General features: G+C 62.0%; 13 protein-coding genes and 1 rRNA gene. 8 read left to right on the plus strand and 6 right to left on the minus strand.

All coding sequences use genetic code 11. The features are described 5' to 3' along the window. The first annotated feature begins 2 nt into the window (after window positions 1-2). The 6 genes from AC1DVN_RS28240 (at window position 3) to AC1DVN_RS28265 (ending at window position 10163) form a co-directional block, all read left to right on the plus strand. The gene (locus AC1DVN_RS28240; RefSeq protein WP_477994546.1) at window positions 3-305 is read left to right on the plus strand and encodes a hypothetical protein; all 303 of its coding nucleotides are present in this window, start codon (window positions 3-5) and stop codon (window positions 303-305) included. Between the two features lie 428 nt (window positions 306-733). Then, entirely contained in the window at window positions 734-2587 is a 1854-nt protein-coding gene (locus AC1DVN_RS28245; protein WP_134998484.1) for a BCCT family transporter, read from the plus strand. A 122-nt stretch (window positions 2588-2709) separates the two neighbouring features. Then, window positions 2710-6603: a Pls/PosA family non-ribosomal peptide synthetase gene (locus AC1DVN_RS28250; RefSeq protein ID WP_041814603.1), complete on the plus strand. Its 3894-nt coding sequence runs from the start codon at window positions 2710-2712 to the stop codon at window positions 6601-6603. 11 nt (window positions 6604-6614) lie between these two features. Continuing rightward, window positions 6615-7916 carry a M1 family metallopeptidase gene (locus AC1DVN_RS28255; protein ID WP_044480251.1) on the plus strand — a complete coding sequence of 434 codons (1302 nt, stop codon included), beginning with the start codon at window positions 6615-6617 and terminating at the stop codon, window positions 7914-7916. 148 nt (window positions 7917-8064) lie between these two features. Continuing rightward, a complete protein-coding gene (locus tag AC1DVN_RS28260; protein WP_063315111.1) occupies window positions 8065-8580 on the plus strand; it encodes a hypothetical protein in 516 nt (171 codons plus the stop codon). 11 nt (window positions 8581-8591) lie between these two features. Continuing rightward, complete coding sequence (locus tag AC1DVN_RS28265) at window positions 8592-10163, plus strand: flotillin family protein (RefSeq protein ID WP_020906004.1); 1572 nt, start codon at window positions 8592-8594, stop codon at window positions 10161-10163. Here AC1DVN_RS28265 and AC1DVN_RS28270 read toward each other — a convergent pair. Together AC1DVN_RS28270 and AC1DVN_RS28275 are read right to left on the minus strand one after the other, a co-directional pair. After that, complete coding sequence (locus AC1DVN_RS28270) at window positions 10044-11348, minus strand: MFS transporter (RefSeq protein ID WP_477994549.1); 1305 nt, start codon at window positions 11346-11348, stop codon at window positions 10044-10046. The two genes, AC1DVN_RS28265 and AC1DVN_RS28270, sit on opposite strands and share 120 nt — an antisense overlap. Then, entirely contained in the window at window positions 11348-11992 is a 645-nt protein-coding gene (locus AC1DVN_RS28275; RefSeq protein ID WP_195791577.1) for a GntR family transcriptional regulator, read from the minus strand. Before AC1DVN_RS28275 ends, AC1DVN_RS28270 begins: the two co-directional genes overlap by 1 nt. 175 nt (window positions 11993-12167) lie before the next feature. Between AC1DVN_RS28275 and AC1DVN_RS28280 the strand changes: the two genes are divergently transcribed. Further along, window positions 12168-13289, plus strand: coding sequence for a GGDEF domain-containing protein (locus AC1DVN_RS28280; protein ID WP_030534865.1), 1122 nt, complete (start codon window positions 12168-12170; stop codon window positions 13287-13289). Window positions 13290-13303: 14 nt separating this feature from the next. Here the strand turns inward: AC1DVN_RS28280 and AC1DVN_RS28285 are convergent, their stop codons facing one another. The 3 genes from AC1DVN_RS28285 to AC1DVN_RS28295 all read right to left on the minus strand — a co-directional run bounded on the left by AC1DVN_RS28285 (window position 13304) and on the right by AC1DVN_RS28295 (window position 17464). Continuing rightward, a complete protein-coding gene (locus AC1DVN_RS28285) occupies window positions 13304-14101 on the minus strand; it encodes an SDR family NAD(P)-dependent oxidoreductase (protein ID WP_269577545.1) in 798 nt (265 codons plus the stop codon). 77 nt (window positions 14102-14178) lie between these two features. Beyond that, window positions 14179-16386, minus strand: coding sequence for a class F sortase (locus tag AC1DVN_RS28290; RefSeq protein ID WP_477994551.1), 2208 nt, complete (start codon window positions 16384-16386; stop codon window positions 14179-14181). 619 nt (window positions 16387-17005) lie between these two features. Next, entirely contained in the window at window positions 17006-17464 is a 459-nt protein-coding gene (locus AC1DVN_RS28295) for a carboxymuconolactone decarboxylase family protein (protein ID WP_477994553.1), read from the minus strand. Between the two features lie 49 nt (window positions 17465-17513). Between AC1DVN_RS28295 and pdxR the strand changes: the two genes are divergently transcribed. Next, on the plus strand, window positions 17514-18905 hold the full coding sequence (gene pdxR, locus AC1DVN_RS28300) for a MocR-like pyridoxine biosynthesis transcription factor PdxR (RefSeq protein WP_477847454.1): 1392 nt from the start codon (window positions 17514-17516) through the stop codon (window positions 18903-18905). 453 nt (window positions 18906-19358) lie between these two features. On the opposite strand, the gene AC1DVN_RS28305 is transcribed toward pdxR, so the two are convergent. Next, a 23S ribosomal RNA gene (locus tag AC1DVN_RS28305) occupies window positions 19359-19458 on the minus strand; the annotation flags it as partial.

Below are 19458 nucleotides of genomic sequence, written 5' to 3' on the forward strand. Positions count from 1 at the left end.
CAGTGGTCACGGAACCGACAACCGGTAATTGGGTTCGCCTGGCAATCTGGCTTTTCGCGACGGTCGGATTTGCCTACGGCACCGTCCAAGCCTGGCGAACCAGGAACAATCCTCAACCGGCGTGTTGGGAAGGGACAACTGCCCCCACCGAAATACCCGCCGACGACGTCCGTAGTGCACTCGCGTCGACTGACGACCGTATTCCGGCAATCAAGGCACTACGCGAACTGCATCCGGGCTTGGGTCTGAAGGATGCGATGGATCTGATCGACGCTCAGCGGGGCGAACAGGGCCCGCATCACTGATAGTTGCGACCATCACAATCACAGTTAGGTATCGACACCTGACCGCCACGATCGGGCAAGCACGCCAGGAGTTAACCACCTGACAGACAGGCTGTTTCGCCGAGTTTGACAAATGTGGTCAATCGGTGAGCGTCGACTCGACCGATTCAACTCACCGTACCAATCGAATTCGCCGTTCAGCATTCCACTCATGGCCCAATGCCACTATGACCCAACGATTTACAACCGGAACTACGGCATCCAGTGAGAACTTTCGCGACAGTGCAGCATCTTTCGTCCAGTTGAGTTGACCGAAACTTGACGTTACGTTGAATTTCAAAGCAATAGCCCGGTCTTGACCTGCGATGGTGTGAGCGAAACGCCCACCTACGCGTGACACGTGGCCGCCCTGATGGGCGCTGTGAATGCCTGAACGTTCGAGGAGTGGAATGACTGCGGTCAAAACTGCGTGGCGTGAACTACGGAAACCCGTGTTCATCCCCGCGTCGATAGTGATCTTTGCCCTGATCGCCTTTGCCGTGATCTACGCGGGAACCGCCGCGGATGCTTTCGAAACACTCAACAACGTGATCAGCGACGGCGTCGGCTGGTGGTACATCCTCTCGGCCACCGGTTTCGTGATCTTCGCGCTGTACTGCGGAATCAGCCGCATCGGCAACATCCGATTGGGACGTGACGACGAGCAGCCCGAGTTCGGGATGCTCTCGTGGTTCGCGATGCTCTTCAGCGCCGGCATGGGCATCGGGCTCGTGTTCTACGGAGTAGCCGAACCACTTTCGCACTACGTGACCCCACCCGTCGCCGGGCAGATCGCCGGATCCACGGACGCCGCAGCCAATCAAGCCATGGAACTGACGCTGTTCCACTGGGGCTTGCATGCATGGGCGATCTACGTCGTCGTCGGCCTTGGTCTGGCGTACATGACCTACCGAAAGGGTCGCCCGCTGTCGATCCGTTGGCTGCTCGAGCCGCTCCTCGGACGGGCTCGCATCGAAGGAAAGATCGGCCACGCCATCGACGTCGTCGCCATCGTCGGCACGCTGTTCGGTGTCGCGACGTCGCTGGGCTTCGGTGTCCAGCAGATCTCGGCCGGCCTCGACTACCTCGGCTGGGTGGAGACCGACAACTGGTTGGTCATCACCATCATCGTCATCGTGACGGGCATGGCGACCTTCTCGGTCGTCTCCGGTGTCACGAAGGGCCTCAAGTGGCTCTCCAACATCAACATGATGCTCGCTGCCGCGCTGGCACTGTTCGTCCTGATTCTGGGACCGACGCTGTTCCTCATGCAGTCGTGGGTGCAGAACCTCGGCGGATACGTCCAGGCCTTGCCCGAACTGATGCTGCGCACGTCCCCGTTCGCCGAAGACGGCTGGCAGGGCGCATGGACCATCTTCTACTGGGGTTGGTGGATGAGCTGGGCACCGTTCGTCGGCATGTTCATCGCGCGCATCTCACGCGGCCGCACCATCCGCGAATTCGTCTTCGGTGTGCTGCTGGCCCCGACGCTGGTTGGTTCGTTGTGGTTCACGATCTTCGGTAACTCCGGCATTCTGCGTCAGCGCAACGAGGGCACGATGCTCGACGCATCCGGCGCAGTGGACACCAACACGTCACTGTTCACGCTTCTCGACGGACTTCCGCTCGGAACGATTTCGAGTGTTCTCGCGATCGTCGTGATCGTGTTCTTCTTCGTCACGTCCGCGGACTCCGGCTCGATCGTCATCGACATCCTCGCGACCGGTGGCAGCTTGGAGACCTCCAAGATCACGCGTGTCTACTGGACGTTCCTCTCCGGTGCCGCGGCCGCAGTTCTCCTCATCGTGGGTGGCAGTGGATCGCTCACGGCGCTGCAAACCGTTGCTATCGCCACGGCGGTACCGTTCTCGGTCATCATGGTGCTGGCATGTCTGTCGATGCTGAAGGCGTTCCGATACGAGGTCGCGTCGGCACCACGCTACCTGCGGGTTTCTACAAATGCCTCGGCATCGACCGACGTTCCGCAACCCACCGAAAAGCGGCTCCGCGATCTGAAGATCTCGTCGACCTTCGCCGGGCTCACCCCGTCACAAAGCGGAATCATGACGGATCCCTCCGACGCCCACATGCTCGTCGCGGTCCACGAAGTTCCCGCCCATGCGGTCAACATCGACCCGGATACCGGCGCCGTCGACTTCTCCGAGGAATCGAAGGTCATCGATCCGCTGGGCGGAGAGGTGTTCGACACACCCGAGTTCGCCGACTCTGCAGAAGGCCACGCGCAAGCCGCCAGTACGGACTGACCGGCACGTTCGGCATGTTGCATTAGGCATATCTGTTCACCAACTCGCAAACTTGTCATGAGACTTTCAACTCGACAGTTCGCAGGACGCTAAGTTTCGTGAGTAGAACAGGACCAACGGGTTTGCCACTCCAGTCGCAGTCGGAGACGGAACAATCTTTCGGGATTCCGTCCGTATTCCTACGGTCGGCGCATGCACCTGCGCCGCGCACGCTCATCGACATCGTGCGGGCCTCAGCCGAGGCCAACCCGGAAGCACCTGCCATCGACGACGGCGACACCACACTGTCGTACTCGGAGTTGCTCGACGAGATCGCGCTCGGTGCGCGCTGGCTCGGTGATGCCGGCGTCGGCGCAGGTGACCGCGTCGGAATCAGGATGCCGTCAGGTTCGCGTTCGCTGTACGTGGCGATCCTGTCGATCCTCGCGGCGGGCGCCGCCTACGTTCCCGTCGACGCCGACGATCCGGAAGAGCGCGCCGAGTTGGTGTTCGGCGAGGCGCAGGTAGCGGCGATCATCACCGGCGACGGAATCCAGCCGGGGACGGCGCCGAAGCGGCTCGAACATCCACCGGTTCGCGAACCCGAACCCGAGGACGACGCCTGGATCATCTTCACCTCAGGATCCACCGGCACCCCCAAGGGCGTCGCGGTCACTCACCTCAATGCCGCAGCCTTCGTCGACGCCGAGGCGCGCATGTTCCTCCAGGACGAGCCCATCGGGCCTGGTGACCGCGTCCTCGCGGGACTCTCCGTGGCATTCGACGCGTCCTGCGAGGAGATGTGGCTCGCGTGGCGCCACGGCGCCTGCCTCGTCCCGGCTCCTCGTTCGCTGGTTCGCAGCGGCATGGACCTCGGCCCGTGGCTGGTCTCGCGTGACGTCAGCATCGTCTCCACTGTGCCGACGCTTGCGTCTCTGTGGCCGGCCGAGGCCCTCGAAGCCGTTCGACTCCTGATCTTCGGCGGCGAAGCCTGCCCACCCGAACTGGCAGAGCGCCTGGCCGTCGACGGCCGCGAGGTCTGGAACACTTACGGCCCCACCGAGGCAACCGTCGTCGCCTGCGGCGCACTGATGGACGGCAAGAGCCCCGTCAGCATCGGCCTCCCCCTCGACGGCTGGGACCTTGCCGTCGTCGACGCCCAGAGCAATCCCGTCGCGGTCGGCGAGGTGGGCGAGCTGGTGATCGGCGGCGTCGGCCTCGCCCGTTACCTCGACCCCGCGAAGGACGCCGAGAAGTACGCGTCGATGCCCTCGCTCGGGTGGGAACGCGCCTACCGAAGCGGCGACCTGGTCCGGCTCGAGACCACCGGCCTGATGTTCCAGGGCCGCGCGGACGATCAGGTCAAGCTCGGCGGCAGGCGCATCGAACTCGGTGAGGTCGACAACGCCTTGCAGAACCTGCCGGGCGTGAGCGGCGCTGCCGCAGCCGTGAAGAAGACTGCAGCCGGCAATCAACTCCTCGTCGGGTACATCGCCAGCACGGATCCCGACTTCGATCTCAAGGCCGCTCATGCACTGCTCAGCGAGCAGCTACCAGCAGCCCTCGTGCCGCGTCTGGCGTTGATGGACGAACTTCCGACGCGTACGTCAGGCAAGGTCGACCGCAATGCGCTGCCGTGGCCGTTGCCCGGCGCCGGTGAAGATGCCGGGGCCGCGTTGGGCCTCGACGGCACCGCCGCCTGGGTTGCCGGTCTGTGGGGATCGATCCTGGGAGCCCAGATCACCGGACTCGACGACGACTTCTTCGAAGTGGGCGGCGGATCCCTCTCTGCTGCTCAGTTGGTGACCGCCCTGCGCGAGCGGTTCCCCGAAGTGACCGTCGCACAGCTCTACGACCATCCACGGTTGGGATCGCTCGCCGAATATCTCGACGAATTGGCACCCACCGAAACTGTGGAGCCGCGCATCGTCGCTCCAACACCCTTGAAAACTCAGCTGGCGCAGATCGCCGTCACCGTTCCACTCACGACGCTCACCGGACTGCAGTGGGTGACGTGGCTGGCGATCGCGAACAACGTCCTCGGCTGGTTCGTCGACGTCAGCTGGGCGCCCACGGTCTCGTGGTGGTGGATCCTGTTGGCGTTCATCGTGTTCATCACGCCGATCGGCCGTATGACCATCGCCGTCGTCGGGGCGCGCCTGCTCCTACGCAAGTTGGAACCAGGAACGTACCCGCGAGGTGGTAGTGAGCACCTGCGTCTGTGGATAGCGCTGCGACTCACCGAAGCCAGTGGCGCAGCCAACCTTTCGGGCGCACCGTGGATGCTCTATTACGCCCGCGCCCTCGGCGCCGACATCGGCAGCGGCGTCGATCTCCACACACTTCCTCCCATCACCGGCATGCTCGAACTCGGTGACGGCTGCTCCGTCGAACCCGAAGTCGACCTCTCGGGCCACTGGATCGACGGCGACGTCATTCACATCGGTGAGATCAAGATCGGCGACGGCGCCTCCGTCGGTTCACGCTCGACGCTTCTGCCCGGCGCGCGTATCGGTCGGGACGCCGTCGTCGAACCCGGATCTGCGGTGTTCGGCCGAGTGAAGGCAAACCAGCAGTGGGCCGGCTCCCCCGCCACCAAGGTCGGGAAAGCGAATCATCCTTGGCCGGCCGAACATCCGAAGCGCGCACCCGGCTGGGTGCCGGTATACGGCGTCACCTCGGTCTTCCTGGCCGGTATGCCGATCTTCGCTCTGATGGCCGGAATCGCCTTGATCGGTTGGTGGATCCGCGACACCGACACGCTCGCGAGTGCAGTGCTCCAATCGCTGATCATGCTTCCCGTCGCGACCATCGTGAGTTTGCTCGTCTTCGCAGTCGTCACACTGGTGGCCGTTCGTCTTCTCTCGATCGGGCTGACCCCCGGCTACCACCCTGTCCGCAGCCGCATCGGCTGGCAGGTGTGGGCGACCGAACGCCTGCTCGACTCGGCCAGAACCTTCCTCTTCCCGCTCTACGCGAGCCTGCTGACGCCGGGATGGCTCCGCCTCCTCGGCGCCAAGATCGGCAAGAACGTCGAAGCATCCACCGTGCTCCTCCTTCCCAAGTTCACGACGGTCGCCGACGGCGCATTCCTCGCCGACGACACCATGGTTGCAAGCTACGGCCTCGGCGGCGGCTGGATGCACATCGAACAGGCGAAGATCGGCAAGCGTGCGTTCCTCGGCAACTCCGGTATGACCGCACCCGGTCGACGCGTCCCCAAGAACGGTCTCGTGGCGGTTCTGTCGGCCACCCCGTCCAAGGCCAAGTCCGGATCATCGTGGCTGGGTAGTCCACCGGTACGTCTGAGAAGGGCTGCCGGGGACACCGACGCCGCCCGCACGTTCAATCCGCCGATGCGACTCAAGATCGCCCGCGGAGTGGTCGAAACCTGCCGACTGATCCCCGTGATGGTCACGTTCGGCATCGGTCTCGGTGTTCTGTTTGCACTCGAAGCACTGGTCGGCGCCGTCGGATTCTGGTTCGCGGCTCTGTTGAGCGGCGTAATTCTGCTCGTCGCCGGAGCAGTGGCCGGCGCGATCACCATCGCCGCCAAGTGGATCGTCGTCGGACGCATCGCCAAGGTCGAGCATCCGCTGTGGAGTTCGTTCGTCTGGCGCAACGAGGTAGCCGACGCGTTCGTCGAAACCGTCGCGGCGCCGTGGTTCGCTCGCGCAGCGACTGGTACTGCCGTACTCAACATCTTCTTGCGTGGGCTCGGGGCCAAGATCGGCAAGGGCGTTTGGTGTGAGTCGTACTGGCTACCCGAGGCAGATCTTGTGACTTTGGGCGACGGAGCGACAGTGGAACGGGGGTGCGTCGTGCAAACTCATCTCTTCCATGATCGGATCATGTCCATGGACACCGTCACCTTGGGAGCAGGAGCAACGCTGGGACCGCATTGTGTCGCGCTACCCGCAGCCGGCATCGGCGCGGGAGCGACGGTAGGGCCTGCATCTCTGGTGATGCGAGGTGACACCGTTCCGCCCTCCACCCGCTGGCAGGGCAATCCGATTGCACCGTGGGTGGCGTCGTGAAGCCGAACAGAATGCTCGAAGAGCCGCTCGATCCGTACCTGCCACACAACGGCAACCGCGGTTACCGCGTGTCTCGGTACGAACTGGAACTGACGTACAAGGTCTTCAGTAACCGTCTCGCCGGCAAGGCAGTCATCACCGCTGTCACCACCGAGAGCCGATCCAAGTTCAGCTTCGACCTCGCGCAGAACCTGCAGGTGTCAAAGGTGTCCGTCAACGGTGCCCGCGGCACCAAGTACGCGCACTTGAACAACAAGCTGATCCTCACGCCGTCTACCAAGATCCCCGCGGGCGGTGCCCTGTCGGTCACCATCGCGTACAGCGGCAACCCCGAGCCGATCAAGAGCCTGTGGGGCGAAGTCGGCTGGGAGGAACTCGACGAAGGAACTTTGGTCGCAAGTCAGCCCAACGGCGCGGCGTCCTGGTTCCCGTGCGACGACCATCCGATTTCCAAAGCGTCGTACCGCATCTCGATCACCACCGATTCCCCGTTCTATGCCCTCGCCAACGGCAAGCTGATCCGCAAGCAGACCCGTGCGAGTCAGACGACGTGGGTCTACGAGCAGACCGAACCGATGGCAACCTACCTGGCGACGATTCAGATCGGTCAGTACGAGCACCGACAGGTGAGCGCCGGGCCGGTACCGGTCTTCGCCGTTCACCCACCTCGGCTGCGCGCAGCGTTCGACGTCGACTTCGGGCGCCAACCCCAGATGCTGGAGGTCTTCGGAAAGCTGTTCGGCCCGTATCCCTTTGCCGACTACACCGCTGTGGTCACCGACGACGAACTCGAAATCCCCATCGAAGCGCAGGGACTCTCGATCTTCGGAGCCAACCACTGCACGGGTAGGCGCGGTTCCGAACGTCTTGTCGCACACGAGCTTGCCCATCAATGGTTCGGCAACAGCCTCACTCTCGGGCAGTGGTGCGACATCTGGCTGCACGAGGGCTTTGCCTGTTACGCGGAGTGGATCTGGTCCGAGAATTCCGGTGGCCCATCCTCGAACCAACTCGCGACCAACGCCTATCAAGGGCTCGGGCGTAAATCTCAGGACTTGATCGTCGCCAATCCCGGGCCTGCCCTGATGTTCGACGATCGAATCTACAAGCGGGGCGCGTTGACTCTGCACGCCCTGCGCGGCGTTCTCGGAGACGAGAAATTCTTCGAACTGATCCGCCAGTGGACCACGAAGCATCGGCACAGCACGGTCAGCACCGAGCAATTCACCGATCTCGCTTCACGTTTCACCGACACCCCACTGCGCCCTCTCTGGGATGCATGGCTGAATCAACGCCCGCTACCTCGGCTTTGACGCTTTCCCCCATCCGTAGCACCACGCCGAAACATTCCGAATGCGCCGATTAGCTTTGTCTTACCTTTACTATAGAGGTGGGCCGAGGGACGACCCCGACAACACAATTCTCAGGGCACGCTTCCTCGACAGGTAGATCGGGGGATCGATGTTCGTTGTATTCACAATATGTTTCGTGATCGGGGTCGTCGCCCTGATCGGAGCCTTTGCCGTCGGCGAGGTTGCAGATCTGGGCGGCGGCCACGCAGACGGGCTGCCATTTCTGAGCCTGACAACTTTGGCCACAGCACTTTTCGGCTTCGGCGCCGGCGGCGTAGCTGCCACTCTCGCGGACGCTCCGACGTTGGTAGCGGTGATTGCAGCACTCGCACTCGCCGCCGTTCTCGTTGTCGTCACGCGCGGCCTTCTTCTCCCCTATCTCCTTAAACAACAAGATAATTCGCACATCGGGCGCAATTCATACCACGGACTGTTGGGCACGGTCACCCTCACCATCGCAGCCGAAGGTTGGGGAGAAGTCTCGTTCGTCGACGCCGAAGGCAATCGCGTCCAGGCCAAGGCCGTCAGTGCACAGCCGATGGCGCTCACCACCGGCACCACCGTCTACATCGCCGATGTAGACGATCAATACCTTCACGTCGTCACGGTTGACGACGCGATCTAAGGACTCGATACATGCTGCCAATCATCATCATTGCGGTTGTAGTCGCAGTAATCATCTTCATTGTTCTCCCCGCGATCTACGTGAAGAACTACGTCAAGGTCCCGCCGAACGAAGTGGCGGTCTTCACCGGACGAGGCAAGCCGAAGGTCGTCCGCGGCGGTGCCCGGTTCAAGATTCCCGGCATCGAACGTGTCGACATCATGTCGCTCGAGCCGTTCAACGTCAGCATCAATCTCAAGAATGCGCTCTCCAACGACGGTGTTCCGGTCAACGTCGAGGCAGTCGGCCTGGTACGAATCGGTTCCGCCGACGAAGCGGTTCAGACAGCGGTGCAACGATTCCTGACTTCCGACCTGGACGAACTCCAGCAGCAGATCAACGAAATCCTCGCAGGCAGCCTGCGCGGAATCACCGCGACCATGACGGTCGAGGATCTGAACTCCAATCGCGATTCGCTTGCGCGCAGTGTGGTCGAGGAGGCAGGCGGCGACCTCGCCCGCATCGGCATGGAAGTCGATGTCATCAAGATCGCGGGAATCTCCGACTTCAACGGCTATCTCGAATCGCTCGGTCAGCGCCGCATCGCCGAGGTCAAACGTGATGCCGCGATCGGAACTGCTGAAGCAGAGCGTGATTCGCAGATCCAGTCAGCAAAGGCGCGACAGGCAGGTTCGGTCGCACAGGCCGAGGCCGACACCGCGATCGCGAGTGCAAATCAGAAACGCGACGTCGAACTCGCTCGCCTGCGAGCACAGACCGAAGCCGAGAACGCAGAAGCCGACCAGGCCGGACCTCTCGCGCAGGCAACAGCCGAGAAGGCCGTCGGCATCGCACGTGAGCAGGCCGAGGCGGCCCGCGTCGAAGCTCGCACCGAGGTCGAGCGTCGTCGCGCCCAGCAATCGGAAGCGGCATTGCAGGCAGATGTCATTGCACCGGCCGAGGCCGAACGCCAAGCCTCGATCGCACGCGCAGAGGGTGAGCGACAGGCCGCGATCCTCCGCGCCCAGGCACAGGCCGAGTCAGCAAGGCAGGCAGGCGGTGCTCAGGCCGATGCACGAAAGCTCGTCGCCGACGCCGTTCGCTCTGAACAACAGGCTGATGCCGACGGCCTTCGAGCACGTCTGGAAGCCGAAGCCGACGGCCGCAAGGTAGCGGCCGATGCGGTTCGTGCCGAGCAACAAGCCGAGGCGGATGGTTTGCGTGCCAAGCTCGAAGCCGAGGCCGCCGGTAAGCGTCAGATCGCCGAGGCGCTCAATTCCTACACCCCGCAGGCCGCGCAGTTGCTCACTCTGCCTGATGTTCTGGCAGCATTGGTCGACGCCACCGCAGCAGCGGCGAAGCCGGTCGGCGACATCGACCGCATCTCCATCGTCGGCGGCAGTGATGGGGCCCAGGGTTCGATCGGCTCGATCCTGGGCATCAGCCCCCAGGTGATCGCCGGCGTCATCGAAACTCTCGAAAGCTCAGGCGTCGATATCACCGGATTGCTCAACGGCCTGAACAAGACCGCATCGGTTCCGGTTGGTTCGGTACACAATTCGGTCCACAATTCGGAAAACGGTTCCGCAACTGTAGACGCGTGATTTCGCCCCGGTCCGCCGACTCTCGCAGGGGTCGGCGGGCAACGCAGGCACAGCAAAACCGATGTAGGTGATCGAGTAGAACACCGCGGTCAGTCCTGCCAGATCGTCCGGCCCCGCGATTCGCTGGATCTCCAGCAACCCGGAAACCAATGCCATGCCGTACCCGCAACCGAGGATCGCTGCAGCCACGATCGCGATCGCCACGGTCAGCGTCGACGCAACCAGAGCAGCGCCGGCCATACCGACCACCAGAAACACCAGAGCCACAACGGCGCCGCGCGCGCTGCGGTCGGTATCGATCTTTCGCCCCAACGACTGAATCGCGAATCCGCATGTCAGCGCGACCATGCACAGTAGAGCCGAAAAGGCCACGGGCGCATCGCCACTGTGCCCGGTCATGAGCGCCGGAATAACTGCATACGCGACACTGGCAGCACCGAACACCCACGGCGCCAACGGAACAACGACGTAGAGGAATCTACGATTACCTGCCGAGGGGATCTTGAGGTCGTCGATCAACCTGCGTCGGTCGGATTTCGCCTGTGCTGGTCGTGTTTCGGGAGCACGCCACAGCGCCATGGCCGCGAGGACGGTGATCGCGATGTGCAGGACGTACGCCAACACACTCGGCAGGGGCGCCCACTGCGCCAAGATTCCCGCGGCGCCCGCCCCCAAGGCGAAGCCGGCAGTCAGACTCATCGCTGCTCGCCTGGCACCCGCGCCTTCCGACGCCGTCGAATCCCAAGGTTGCGTGGACAACTCCTTGACCCAGGAGCCGCCGACGGCCATACCGATCCCCAAGGCGATGCCGCAGAGGATTCTTCCCAGAATGAGAGCGGCAGCGGAGTCGGCCCCGAAAGCGAGCAGCGTCGAACCGGCGATCGCGATTATCGGCGCGGGGAGCATGATCGGGCGTCGACCCAATCGATCGGACAGCGGGCCGCCGAGCAGCAGGGCCGGCACAATTCCGACGACGTAGGCGAAGAGGAAGAAGTCGACCATCACCGGCGAATAGCCGTGATCGAGTCGGTACATCACCAGCAGTGGCGTGAATTCGTTGCCGCCCCAGGCCGCGGCGAACATGCTGGCGGCAACGGTCAGCCACAGCCATTTTCCGCCGGTGCCACGTTCACTGCCTGGACGACGTTCGGCTGCGGTCCCAGCGTCTATCGTTTGGGTGCTCATCACAGAGTTCCTTCGAAGCCGAGGCCGTGCACCTGGCGCATGTGTGTGAGGACGGCAGCGTTGTATCCGTCTGCATCGCCTGTTTCGACGAGGTCGGTAAGCGCGGTGTGGTCGGCAAGGATGCGAGACAGTTGGCCGGGGTCGCGTGAGATCGACCGCGCTGTCATCCGTCGTTGCCTGTCGCGCAGACTCGCGTAGAACGAGTCGAGCAAAGGGTTCCCACCGGCGGCAACGATCATCTTGTGAAAGTCGGCATCGATCGCGCTGAACGCGGCAACGTCCCCGCGATCAGCAATCTCACGTTGCTCGATCAGATTCGCGCGCAACGCTGCGACAAGCGTTTCACGTGCGTGCGGTCGGACCGACACCACTCGAACGCTCTGAGTCTCGACGAGCTGTCTGGCACTGACTACGTGTTCCGCTTCCCCATCCGCGACCGGGACGATCAGCGCCCCCTTCTTCGGGTAGAGGCGCATCCAACCTTCCGACTCGAGACGCAGAAACGCCTCACGCACCGGCGTTCGGCTCACATTGGTCCGAGCGGCGATGTCACCCTCGCTGATCAGCTCCCCGCCGGCGAGTTCGCCGGAAAGGATCAGCTCCTTGACTTCGCGGAAGACGTTTTCCGAAGCGGAATACAACATAGACACAAGATGTATTTATACTCCACGCTGGCGGAACCCAGACATTCGGGTCGCCGATCCGAACATCTCGGTCCAACACGGCATCGATCCAGCTAGCATTGCAAGGTGCCAGACAGAAGAGGAGTCAGTTCACGATGAACGGCGCACGCTCCCGCCATCGCAGACTGACGCACTCATGACGTCGCAGATGAAGTCCATGAGGACCCTGACCCGCGAGTGGCTGGCCCTCCCCGATCAATACGACCGATTCACTCGCTATCTCCGCGACAACGGCCTCACGACCGCCACCCGGCTATTACTTGGCATCATTGTCATCGGACTGGGCGTGTGCGCACTACTCAACAGATTCAGTCCGGCCGGTCCGACAAGCACGATTGCGCTGTTCTTCAACACTGTTGTCGTGATCTCGTGCTTCATGGTCGGAGTCTCATGGTGGGTCTTCGGCCCGACAAAGCGCCGCTCGTTCGGTTTCGTAGTCTTCTGCGACATCGCAGTCACAATTTCCGTACTTGGAGATTCCTCGCAGCTTGCGCGATTACTCACCTGTGTCATCTACGCGCTGATCGGTATCTACATCGCCTATTTTCACAATCCGAAGTTGCAGATCGCACACCTGACCTTCTCGGTTGTGATGATCGTGGTGGCTGCGCAGCCGATCCTCTTCGGGCCGGAGCGAGATCCCGCGCTCGGTGTTTCGAAAGTGCTGGTTGTCGTCACCGCACTCGTGGTCTGTGCGTTCATCTCGCAGATCGTGCTGACGATGCTCAGCATGGACGCGTCCAGCTCCGACCTCGATCCCCTCACCGGGCTCCTGAACCGTCGTGGCCTCGACCGCCACGTCGAGAAGGTACTCGCGGAGTTCCAGCGTCAGGAATCGGCGGCACTACTCGTGATCGCGATCGACATCGACCGGTTCAAGACGATCAATGACGTACACGGTCACGACGTGGGCGACCGCATAATTCTCCGGGTTTCACAGCGGTTGTCCGCCTGGGCACATGCCGATGCTGTTGTCGCACGGGTCGGCGGCGACGAATTCATCCTCGCTCAAAGACTTTCCGTGCCGGCCATCGGCCCGATGCTCGACTCGATCGGACCGGCAATGCACTCGAATACCGACGAGATACCGTCGACATCGAGCATCGGAATCGCCGTGCGTACCCACAAATTCGTCGCCGGAGAAGAGCGTGCAAGAGCGTTCACCGACATGCAGAAAGTCGCCGATTCGGCGATGTACGAAAGCAAGAGACTCGGCGGCGGACGCGTTCACACGATCGTCACTACTGCGAGCAGGTAGCAGTACGTGAGTTATCAGTAATAAACCGGCCCCGGCACTCCTCCACCCGCTGCCACCGCGTCACCGGTGATCGCGATGCTTCGCGGCGATGCCAGGAAGGTCACGACATCAGCCACCTCTTCGGCGTCGATGATCCGGTGTATCGAATTCGTCGCGATACCCCGCTCCACCTCCGCCTGCGAGCGGCCGGATTCTTCCGACTCGCGCGTAATCCGCGCGGTCAACCTCTCGGTCCGCGTCACGCCCGGATGGACGACAGTGACGTTGATTCCCTTGGGGCCCAGCTCGTCTGCAAGATTCTTGGTCAGCGCAGACACACTGACGTTGCGGATCGTGTGGGCGATCGAGGTTGCCTGTCTGGCGCCCAAACCGCTGATGTTGATGATCCGACCCCAACCCTGATCGATCAGATACGGCGCCACAGCACGCGCAGTGCGCAGGTAGCCGAGCACTTTCACTTCGACTTCGTCGCGCACGACGTCGTCGGTGGTCGCCTCGAAATCCGTCGGCTTTCCGGCGCTGAACGGAGTCGCTGCCGAGTTGACCAGAATGTCGACGCCGCCGAACTCCTTTACTACTTGCCGCACCGACGCCTGAACCGCGTCGTCGTCTCGCGTATCCGTCACGACTCCGATCGCACGAATTCCGAACTCCGAAACCAAATCTCGTGCAACGCTTACGACGGTTTGCTCAGTGCGCGCGAGTATCGCGATGTCGACCCCTTCAGCAGCCAGACCTCTGGCGATTGCCAGACCGATCCCCTTGCTACCACCGGCAACGATCGCACGCTTTCCAGACAGGTGAAGATCCATACCTGCGACACTATCCAACAGGCGATCCCCGATCTCTACGAAGAGGGATCGGGGACCGACTGGATTGTTTCTGTGTCTCAGACCATCAGATCCGCGTACAGGTAGACGTTGTCGGCGTAGTTACCCACACCGTCCTCGAATTGCAGTTCGCCGCCGCAGGTTACGACTGCCAACTTTCGAGGGCCATCCGGGCCGGCCAGCACGCTTTCCTCCACGCCATCGGCCTTCGGACGCGTCGTCACCGCAGTCACCTTCCACGACGTGCTCTTGCCCGTCGCGTCGGATGTACGGATCACTTCACCCGGTTCGATCGTGCCCAGGTCGAACAGTGCACCGTTACCCTGGCCGGTCAAATTGACATGTCCGGCAATCAAAGTCGTGCCGGTGACCGAGTCGAGCGAGGCGCCGTCGAGCCAGATTCCGACGTTCTTGACGTTCTCCGGCGGAGTGAGAACTCCTTCCGGCACGGTGGCGTCCACGATCGGCGCCTGAACACCGACCGGGTCGAGCGAAAGGGTGTTGGGAGTCATCAACTCATCCGAAGGCGCTGCCGGATTCGCGGAGTGCGACATGACAACTCCCGGACTCGGCGGGATCGCAGCATCGTCATCGGAGGGTCGCAGGCCGACGAAGGCCATGGAAGCACCGGCGACAAGCACCGCGACGAGGGCCAGGATGAACGCGACTCGACGCCCCTTGCCGATGTTCGCGGGCTGATCGTGGTTGGGATCGTCGTATGGATTGGATGGATTGGGATCCGACTCGTGCATGGTCATCGAACTGTCTCCTGCGGGATGAGGCACCCCCGGCGCCTCTTGCGAATTGACGCCCCCTGCGTCTGATCTGTGTCGGCACCGATCACACAGCCTGTGATCAGCCATTCCGACAAGCCCGAGGCCCGTCACTGCGACGGCAATGTTACGGCCTGAATTCTGTTCAGCGGCACCACCGTCGATGGCAACCGGGCGAGGTCCGGTAGCCGGCTTCGGAGCGGACGGCGCCGGAGCAGCGGGAGTTGCAACCGGCTGCGACGGAACAGGCGCACCCGGAACTACGGGCACGACCGGCACAATCGGAACGATGGGCACGATCGGAACAATCGGCACGATGGGCACAATCGGAACGACCGGAGTTGCAGGCGTCGTGGTTGCCGGTGTCGTTGTTGCCGGTGTCGTCGTTGCGGGTGTCGTCGTGGGCGCTGCTGCATATCCGACGCTGGCAGACGCATTCATCAACGCCGGCCGAACGGTGTCGAACGACGCGAAGACCTGGCACTGTGCGCCTGCCGTGTTCCAGTGCAGGTTCTCGACCGAATCCGGAATGACGCTTGCGGTCACGGAGTAGTCACCGCCGTCCGCAGCGGTGAGGCATAGATCCACGGCAGTCGGTGCGTCGCCGCGGCCGTCGACCGTCAATTGGTTTGCACTCAACGTTGCCTTGGCGTTGTCGCCACAGACGGTGAGTTCGGTGCCCGCCGAGGACTGAACATTGATCGGCTTCCGGTACATATTCGTGTTCAGGGTGAATACGGCAGTCTCGCCGGCCTTCAAAGTTCCCGTCGCGGGCGTCTTGCGAACGAGGTCGAGCGTCTGCGTGACGTTCATGATCTCGACGATGCGAGCTCGCTCGTCGTCGCCGATGTTCCTGTCGCACAGGCCTTTGAAATCGGCCATCAGCGGATTGTCGTAGTCCGAAACGCACCACACCAGCGTCTGCCGCGCCGAACGCGCATCCTCACTGCCATTTCCCGAAACGACGCCGTCGAGCTTGGCGGGATTCTGCAGCAACCAACTGATGACAGCGAGATCGTCGGCTGACAGATCGGGATTGCCCGATGACGGAACCGTCGCACCCATCTCGTCGTTGTGCTTGTCCACGGGCAAACCGTTTTCGTCGACGCCGGCACATGGATCGAGATCGAAGTCCGTGCAGTACATCCATTCCGACTTCGCAATTCCGTCGACGTCGCGGACACCGCAGACCGGCGCATCCACCGCGGCCGAGGTACCCGGATCCGTGGTGCCGTACATCGGCACGATGTTGCCGTCGTTGTAGTGATCCAGCCGAATGCCGGAGATGTCGAGCATCTGCTCTGAGGGCGTGTACTCGGTGCCCTCACACAACCCGGCGGTGAACGCCGGAGCAGCCGCGGTTCGCACCGGCATCGGCGCGGACACAGCTGGTGAAGCAAAAGCAACGCTACTACCGGCCACCGTTGCGGCAATAGCTGCAGTTAGCGAGAGCCGGAGAACAAGCGGCCTACGCCGTGAACCAGACACAGTCATCAAAGCTTCCCTTTCAAGACATTTCGGTAGCGGGAAGGTTGCTTGGATTCCCAAGGCCACGCCACCCAGCGCTCACTTCCGAGAGGATCGGCTGATCGCTTTTGGCAACCAGCCAGTTACTAGATGGCAATGTAGTGCATGTTTCAAGAAAGTCCACCCGATCGTCGAGCCCCCGTACGCAGCTTGAACCTCCGGACGACGAGTTAGCCAATAAGATGACTGCACCTTTGTCCAACCGCACAACTATCGCGATCAACTCAAAATCGGCTCACGTAACCGGGGCGTTTCCGGCATTCCTCCGACGCTAGCCGGTCGGTAACTCGGACATTCTGGGGAAACTCACAGGAAGGGGCGTTTTCAGCGCGCACACAAAAGAAGGGGCCCGCAATGCGGACCCCTTCACCGGAACTTCCAACCGAGACTGCTTTGCCTGGATTCAGACAACTTGCAGATACTCGGAACAATCCACCGATTCACAAAATGTGATTTGCCTCACATTTAGAGAATCTGTTGGTTTTGTTCACACTCTGAACCAATCTTTTGGTCCTCTTTGTGTCGATTACCAGATCTTCGACGGCGGCAATCTGCACCCGATAGAGAGCGGAGTACGAGCCTCGGATCAGTCTCGGACCGGAGGCGCCTTCCTTGTGGTAACCGCAATGCGATTCCACGCATTGATCGTGAAGATGACGCTGATGAGCTGGGCCAGTTCCTCGTCCGAGAATTCGCCGGCAGCCTCGTTGTGCACCTCGTCCGGAACGAAACCGTCAGTAAGGACTGTCACGGCCTCGGTCAAGGCGAGTGCGGCGCGTTCGCGATCGGAGTACATCCCTCGCGCTTCTTCCCACGCGTTCAGTAGGTAGAGCTTCTGCTCCGTCACGCCGACCTTTCGGGCATCGCGAGTGTGCATGTCCAAGCACCATGCGCAATGATTCAGCTGCGACGCACGCGTGAGGACTAGCTCGACGAGCGTCGGCTCCAGCCCCTTGCGCGCAGCGGCATCCAACGCAATCATCGCCTTGTAGACCTCGGGCGCCAGCTTTGCGATATCCAGTCGTTGTCCTGTTGCTGTAGTCATACTCAAACCGTAATCCCGGAAAGACCCCGAAACATGGTTCAATCCGGTGATGAATTCATGGGCCAATCTTGGGTTCGATCTGCATATCGAGCTGCCACAGGGAATCGGGGTTCGCGCTGCGCTGCTTCAGACGCTTCGCGACGCGATCGACAGTGGACTATTGAAGCCCGGCACCAGACTCCCACCTTCCCGCACCCTCGCACTCGACCTCGGAGTTGCCCGAAACACCGTTGCGGACTGCTATGCCGAGCTCGCCGCCGCTGGATGGCTTGTCACGCGGCCGGGTTCCGGAACCGTGGTCGCCACGCTCGCCAGCACACACAGTCGCGAGGTCGATCCATCGCCGACCCGACGGCGCTTGACCTACAGCCTTCTCCCCGGATCGCCGGACGCGTCGGCGTTTCCCCGCACTGCATGGATTTCGTCCGCCAGACGTGCTTTGACCACCGCGCCGACCGACGCTTTCGCGACCACTGATCCCAGAGGCCGAGTCGAACTCCGGAACGCCCTCACCACATACCTGAGCCGCACCAGAGGCGTTCGCGTCGATCCGAGCCGCATTGTGATCAGTGCCAGCTCGGGTCACGGGATCTCCCTCCTCGCCCGTGCACTCGGAGGAACGATTGCGGTCGATGCTTTCTGCCTTCACCTGCACCGACAGTTGCTCGTCGACGAAGGACTGCTGACAATTCCCATTTCGGTCGACGAATCAGGCACTTGCACAGACGAATTGGCGTCAACGTCTGCTGAGAGTGTTCTGCTGACGCCGACGCATCAGTTTCCCCTCGGAGGTCCCCTCACGCCGGCGAGGCGCGCGACCGCTCTCGAATGGGCCTCGACTACCGGTGGCGTCATCATCGAGGATGACTACGACGGCGAATTCCGTTACGACAGAAAGCCTGTCGGCGCACTCCAGGGAATCGCGCCGCAGCACGTTGCGTACCTCGGCACTGTCAGCAAGACACTGTCGCCGGCCATTCGCATCGGATGGATGGTGTTGCCGGACAGACTGATCGAACCCGTCCTCGCAACAAAGGGACCCTACGAACGCTGGGTAAGTTCAACGGATCAATTGACCTTGGCAGACTTCATCGAATCCGGAAGATTCGACAGCCATATTCGAAAGATGCGTACCTCGTATCGACGACGACGCGATCAACTGGTTGCGACCCTTGCACAGCAAGTACCCCGGGTCAGGGTCGAGGGGATCTCCGCGGGTCTTCACGCTGTGATCCGCCTTCCCTCCGGCACCGAACAATCTGTTCTTGCGGCGGCGCAGGCGCGCGATCTCGGACTCGAAGGGTTGTCCGTCTTCCGACATCCCGACGTATCGTCAGTCGGCGGTGACGGCATCGTCGTCGGTTACAGCACGCCGACGCAGTCGCAGTACTCCAGGACGCTGGATGTGCTCTGCGAGGTGTTGCAGGCGACTCTGCGATAACGCCTGTCGGATCTACCCATTCGCTCACCTGCCCTGCCCTGCCCTGATGGAGTGAACGTACCGTTCATCTCGTTAGAGGCGGTGAGAGTGTCGTTCACTCGATCCCGGACGGGGTGGTGAGCCGGCCGTGCTCCCGCTCGTGATGGTGTGAACGGTACGTTGGGTCGATCTGAGGCGACGGACGTACCGTTCGCTCGATCCGGGGGGTGCCGGCGACGGGATGTTTCGGGGTGTTTTGGGTACGAGAAASCCCCCCAACCATCACTGGTKGGGGGGCTTCTCTACATTGTGTTCGGCGGTGTCCTACTCTCCCACACCCTGTCGAGTGCAGTCTGGTTTCACCGTGCACCAACCCGAACCCGTTACCGGGTGGATGGATGACGGAGAAAACAGAGTTTCTCATCAGTATCTGTGTGTTGTTTCAGATACCGCACAGTGGACGCGTAGCTTCTTTGTGGTAAGTCCTCGGCCTATTAGTACCAGTCACCTGCATGCATTACTGCACTTCCAGTTCTGGCCTATCAACCCGGTGGTCTGCCGGGGGCCTTACCCC

The organism is Rhodococcus sp. P4_E4 (assembly GCF_056401575.1).

Excerpts from the sequence above, each read along its gene's own strand:
- AC1DVN_RS28245 (WP_134998484.1), top strand. The coding sequence starts at position 734 with ATGACTGCGGTCAAAACTGCGTGGCGTGAACTACGGAAACCCGTGTTC.
- AC1DVN_RS28255 (WP_044480251.1), top strand. The coding sequence starts at position 6,615 with ATGCTCGAAGAGCCGCTCGATCCGTACCTGCCACACAACGGCAACCGC.
- AC1DVN_RS28260 (WP_063315111.1), top strand. The coding sequence starts at position 8,065 with ATGTTCGTTGTATTCACAATATGTTTCGTGATCGGGGTCGTCGCCCTG.
- AC1DVN_RS28265 (WP_020906004.1), top strand. The coding sequence starts at position 8,592 with ATGCTGCCAATCATCATCATTGCGGTTGTAGTCGCAGTAATCATCTTC.
- AC1DVN_RS28270 (WP_477994549.1), bottom strand. The coding sequence starts at position 11,348 with ATGAGCACCCAAACGATAGACGCTGGGACCGCAGCCGAACGTCGTCCA.
- AC1DVN_RS28275 (WP_195791577.1), bottom strand. The coding sequence starts at position 11,992 with ATGTTGTATTCCGCTTCGGAAAACGTCTTCCGCGAAGTCAAGGAGCTG.
- AC1DVN_RS28280 (WP_030534865.1), top strand. The coding sequence starts at position 12,168 with ATGACGTCGCAGATGAAGTCCATGAGGACCCTGACCCGCGAGTGGCTG.
- AC1DVN_RS28285 (WP_269577545.1), bottom strand. The coding sequence starts at position 14,101 with ATGGATCTTCACCTGTCTGGAAAGCGTGCGATCGTTGCCGGTGGTAGC.
- AC1DVN_RS28290 (WP_477994551.1), bottom strand. The coding sequence starts at position 16,386 with ATGACTGTGTCTGGTTCACGGCGTAGGCCGCTTGTTCTCCGGCTCTCG.
- AC1DVN_RS28295 (WP_477994553.1), bottom strand. The coding sequence starts at position 17,464 with ATGACTACAGCAACAGGACAACGACTGGATATCGCAAAGCTGGCGCCC.
- pdxR (WP_477847454.1), top strand. The coding sequence starts at position 17,514 with ATGAATTCATGGGCCAATCTTGGGTTCGATCTGCATATCGAGCTGCCA.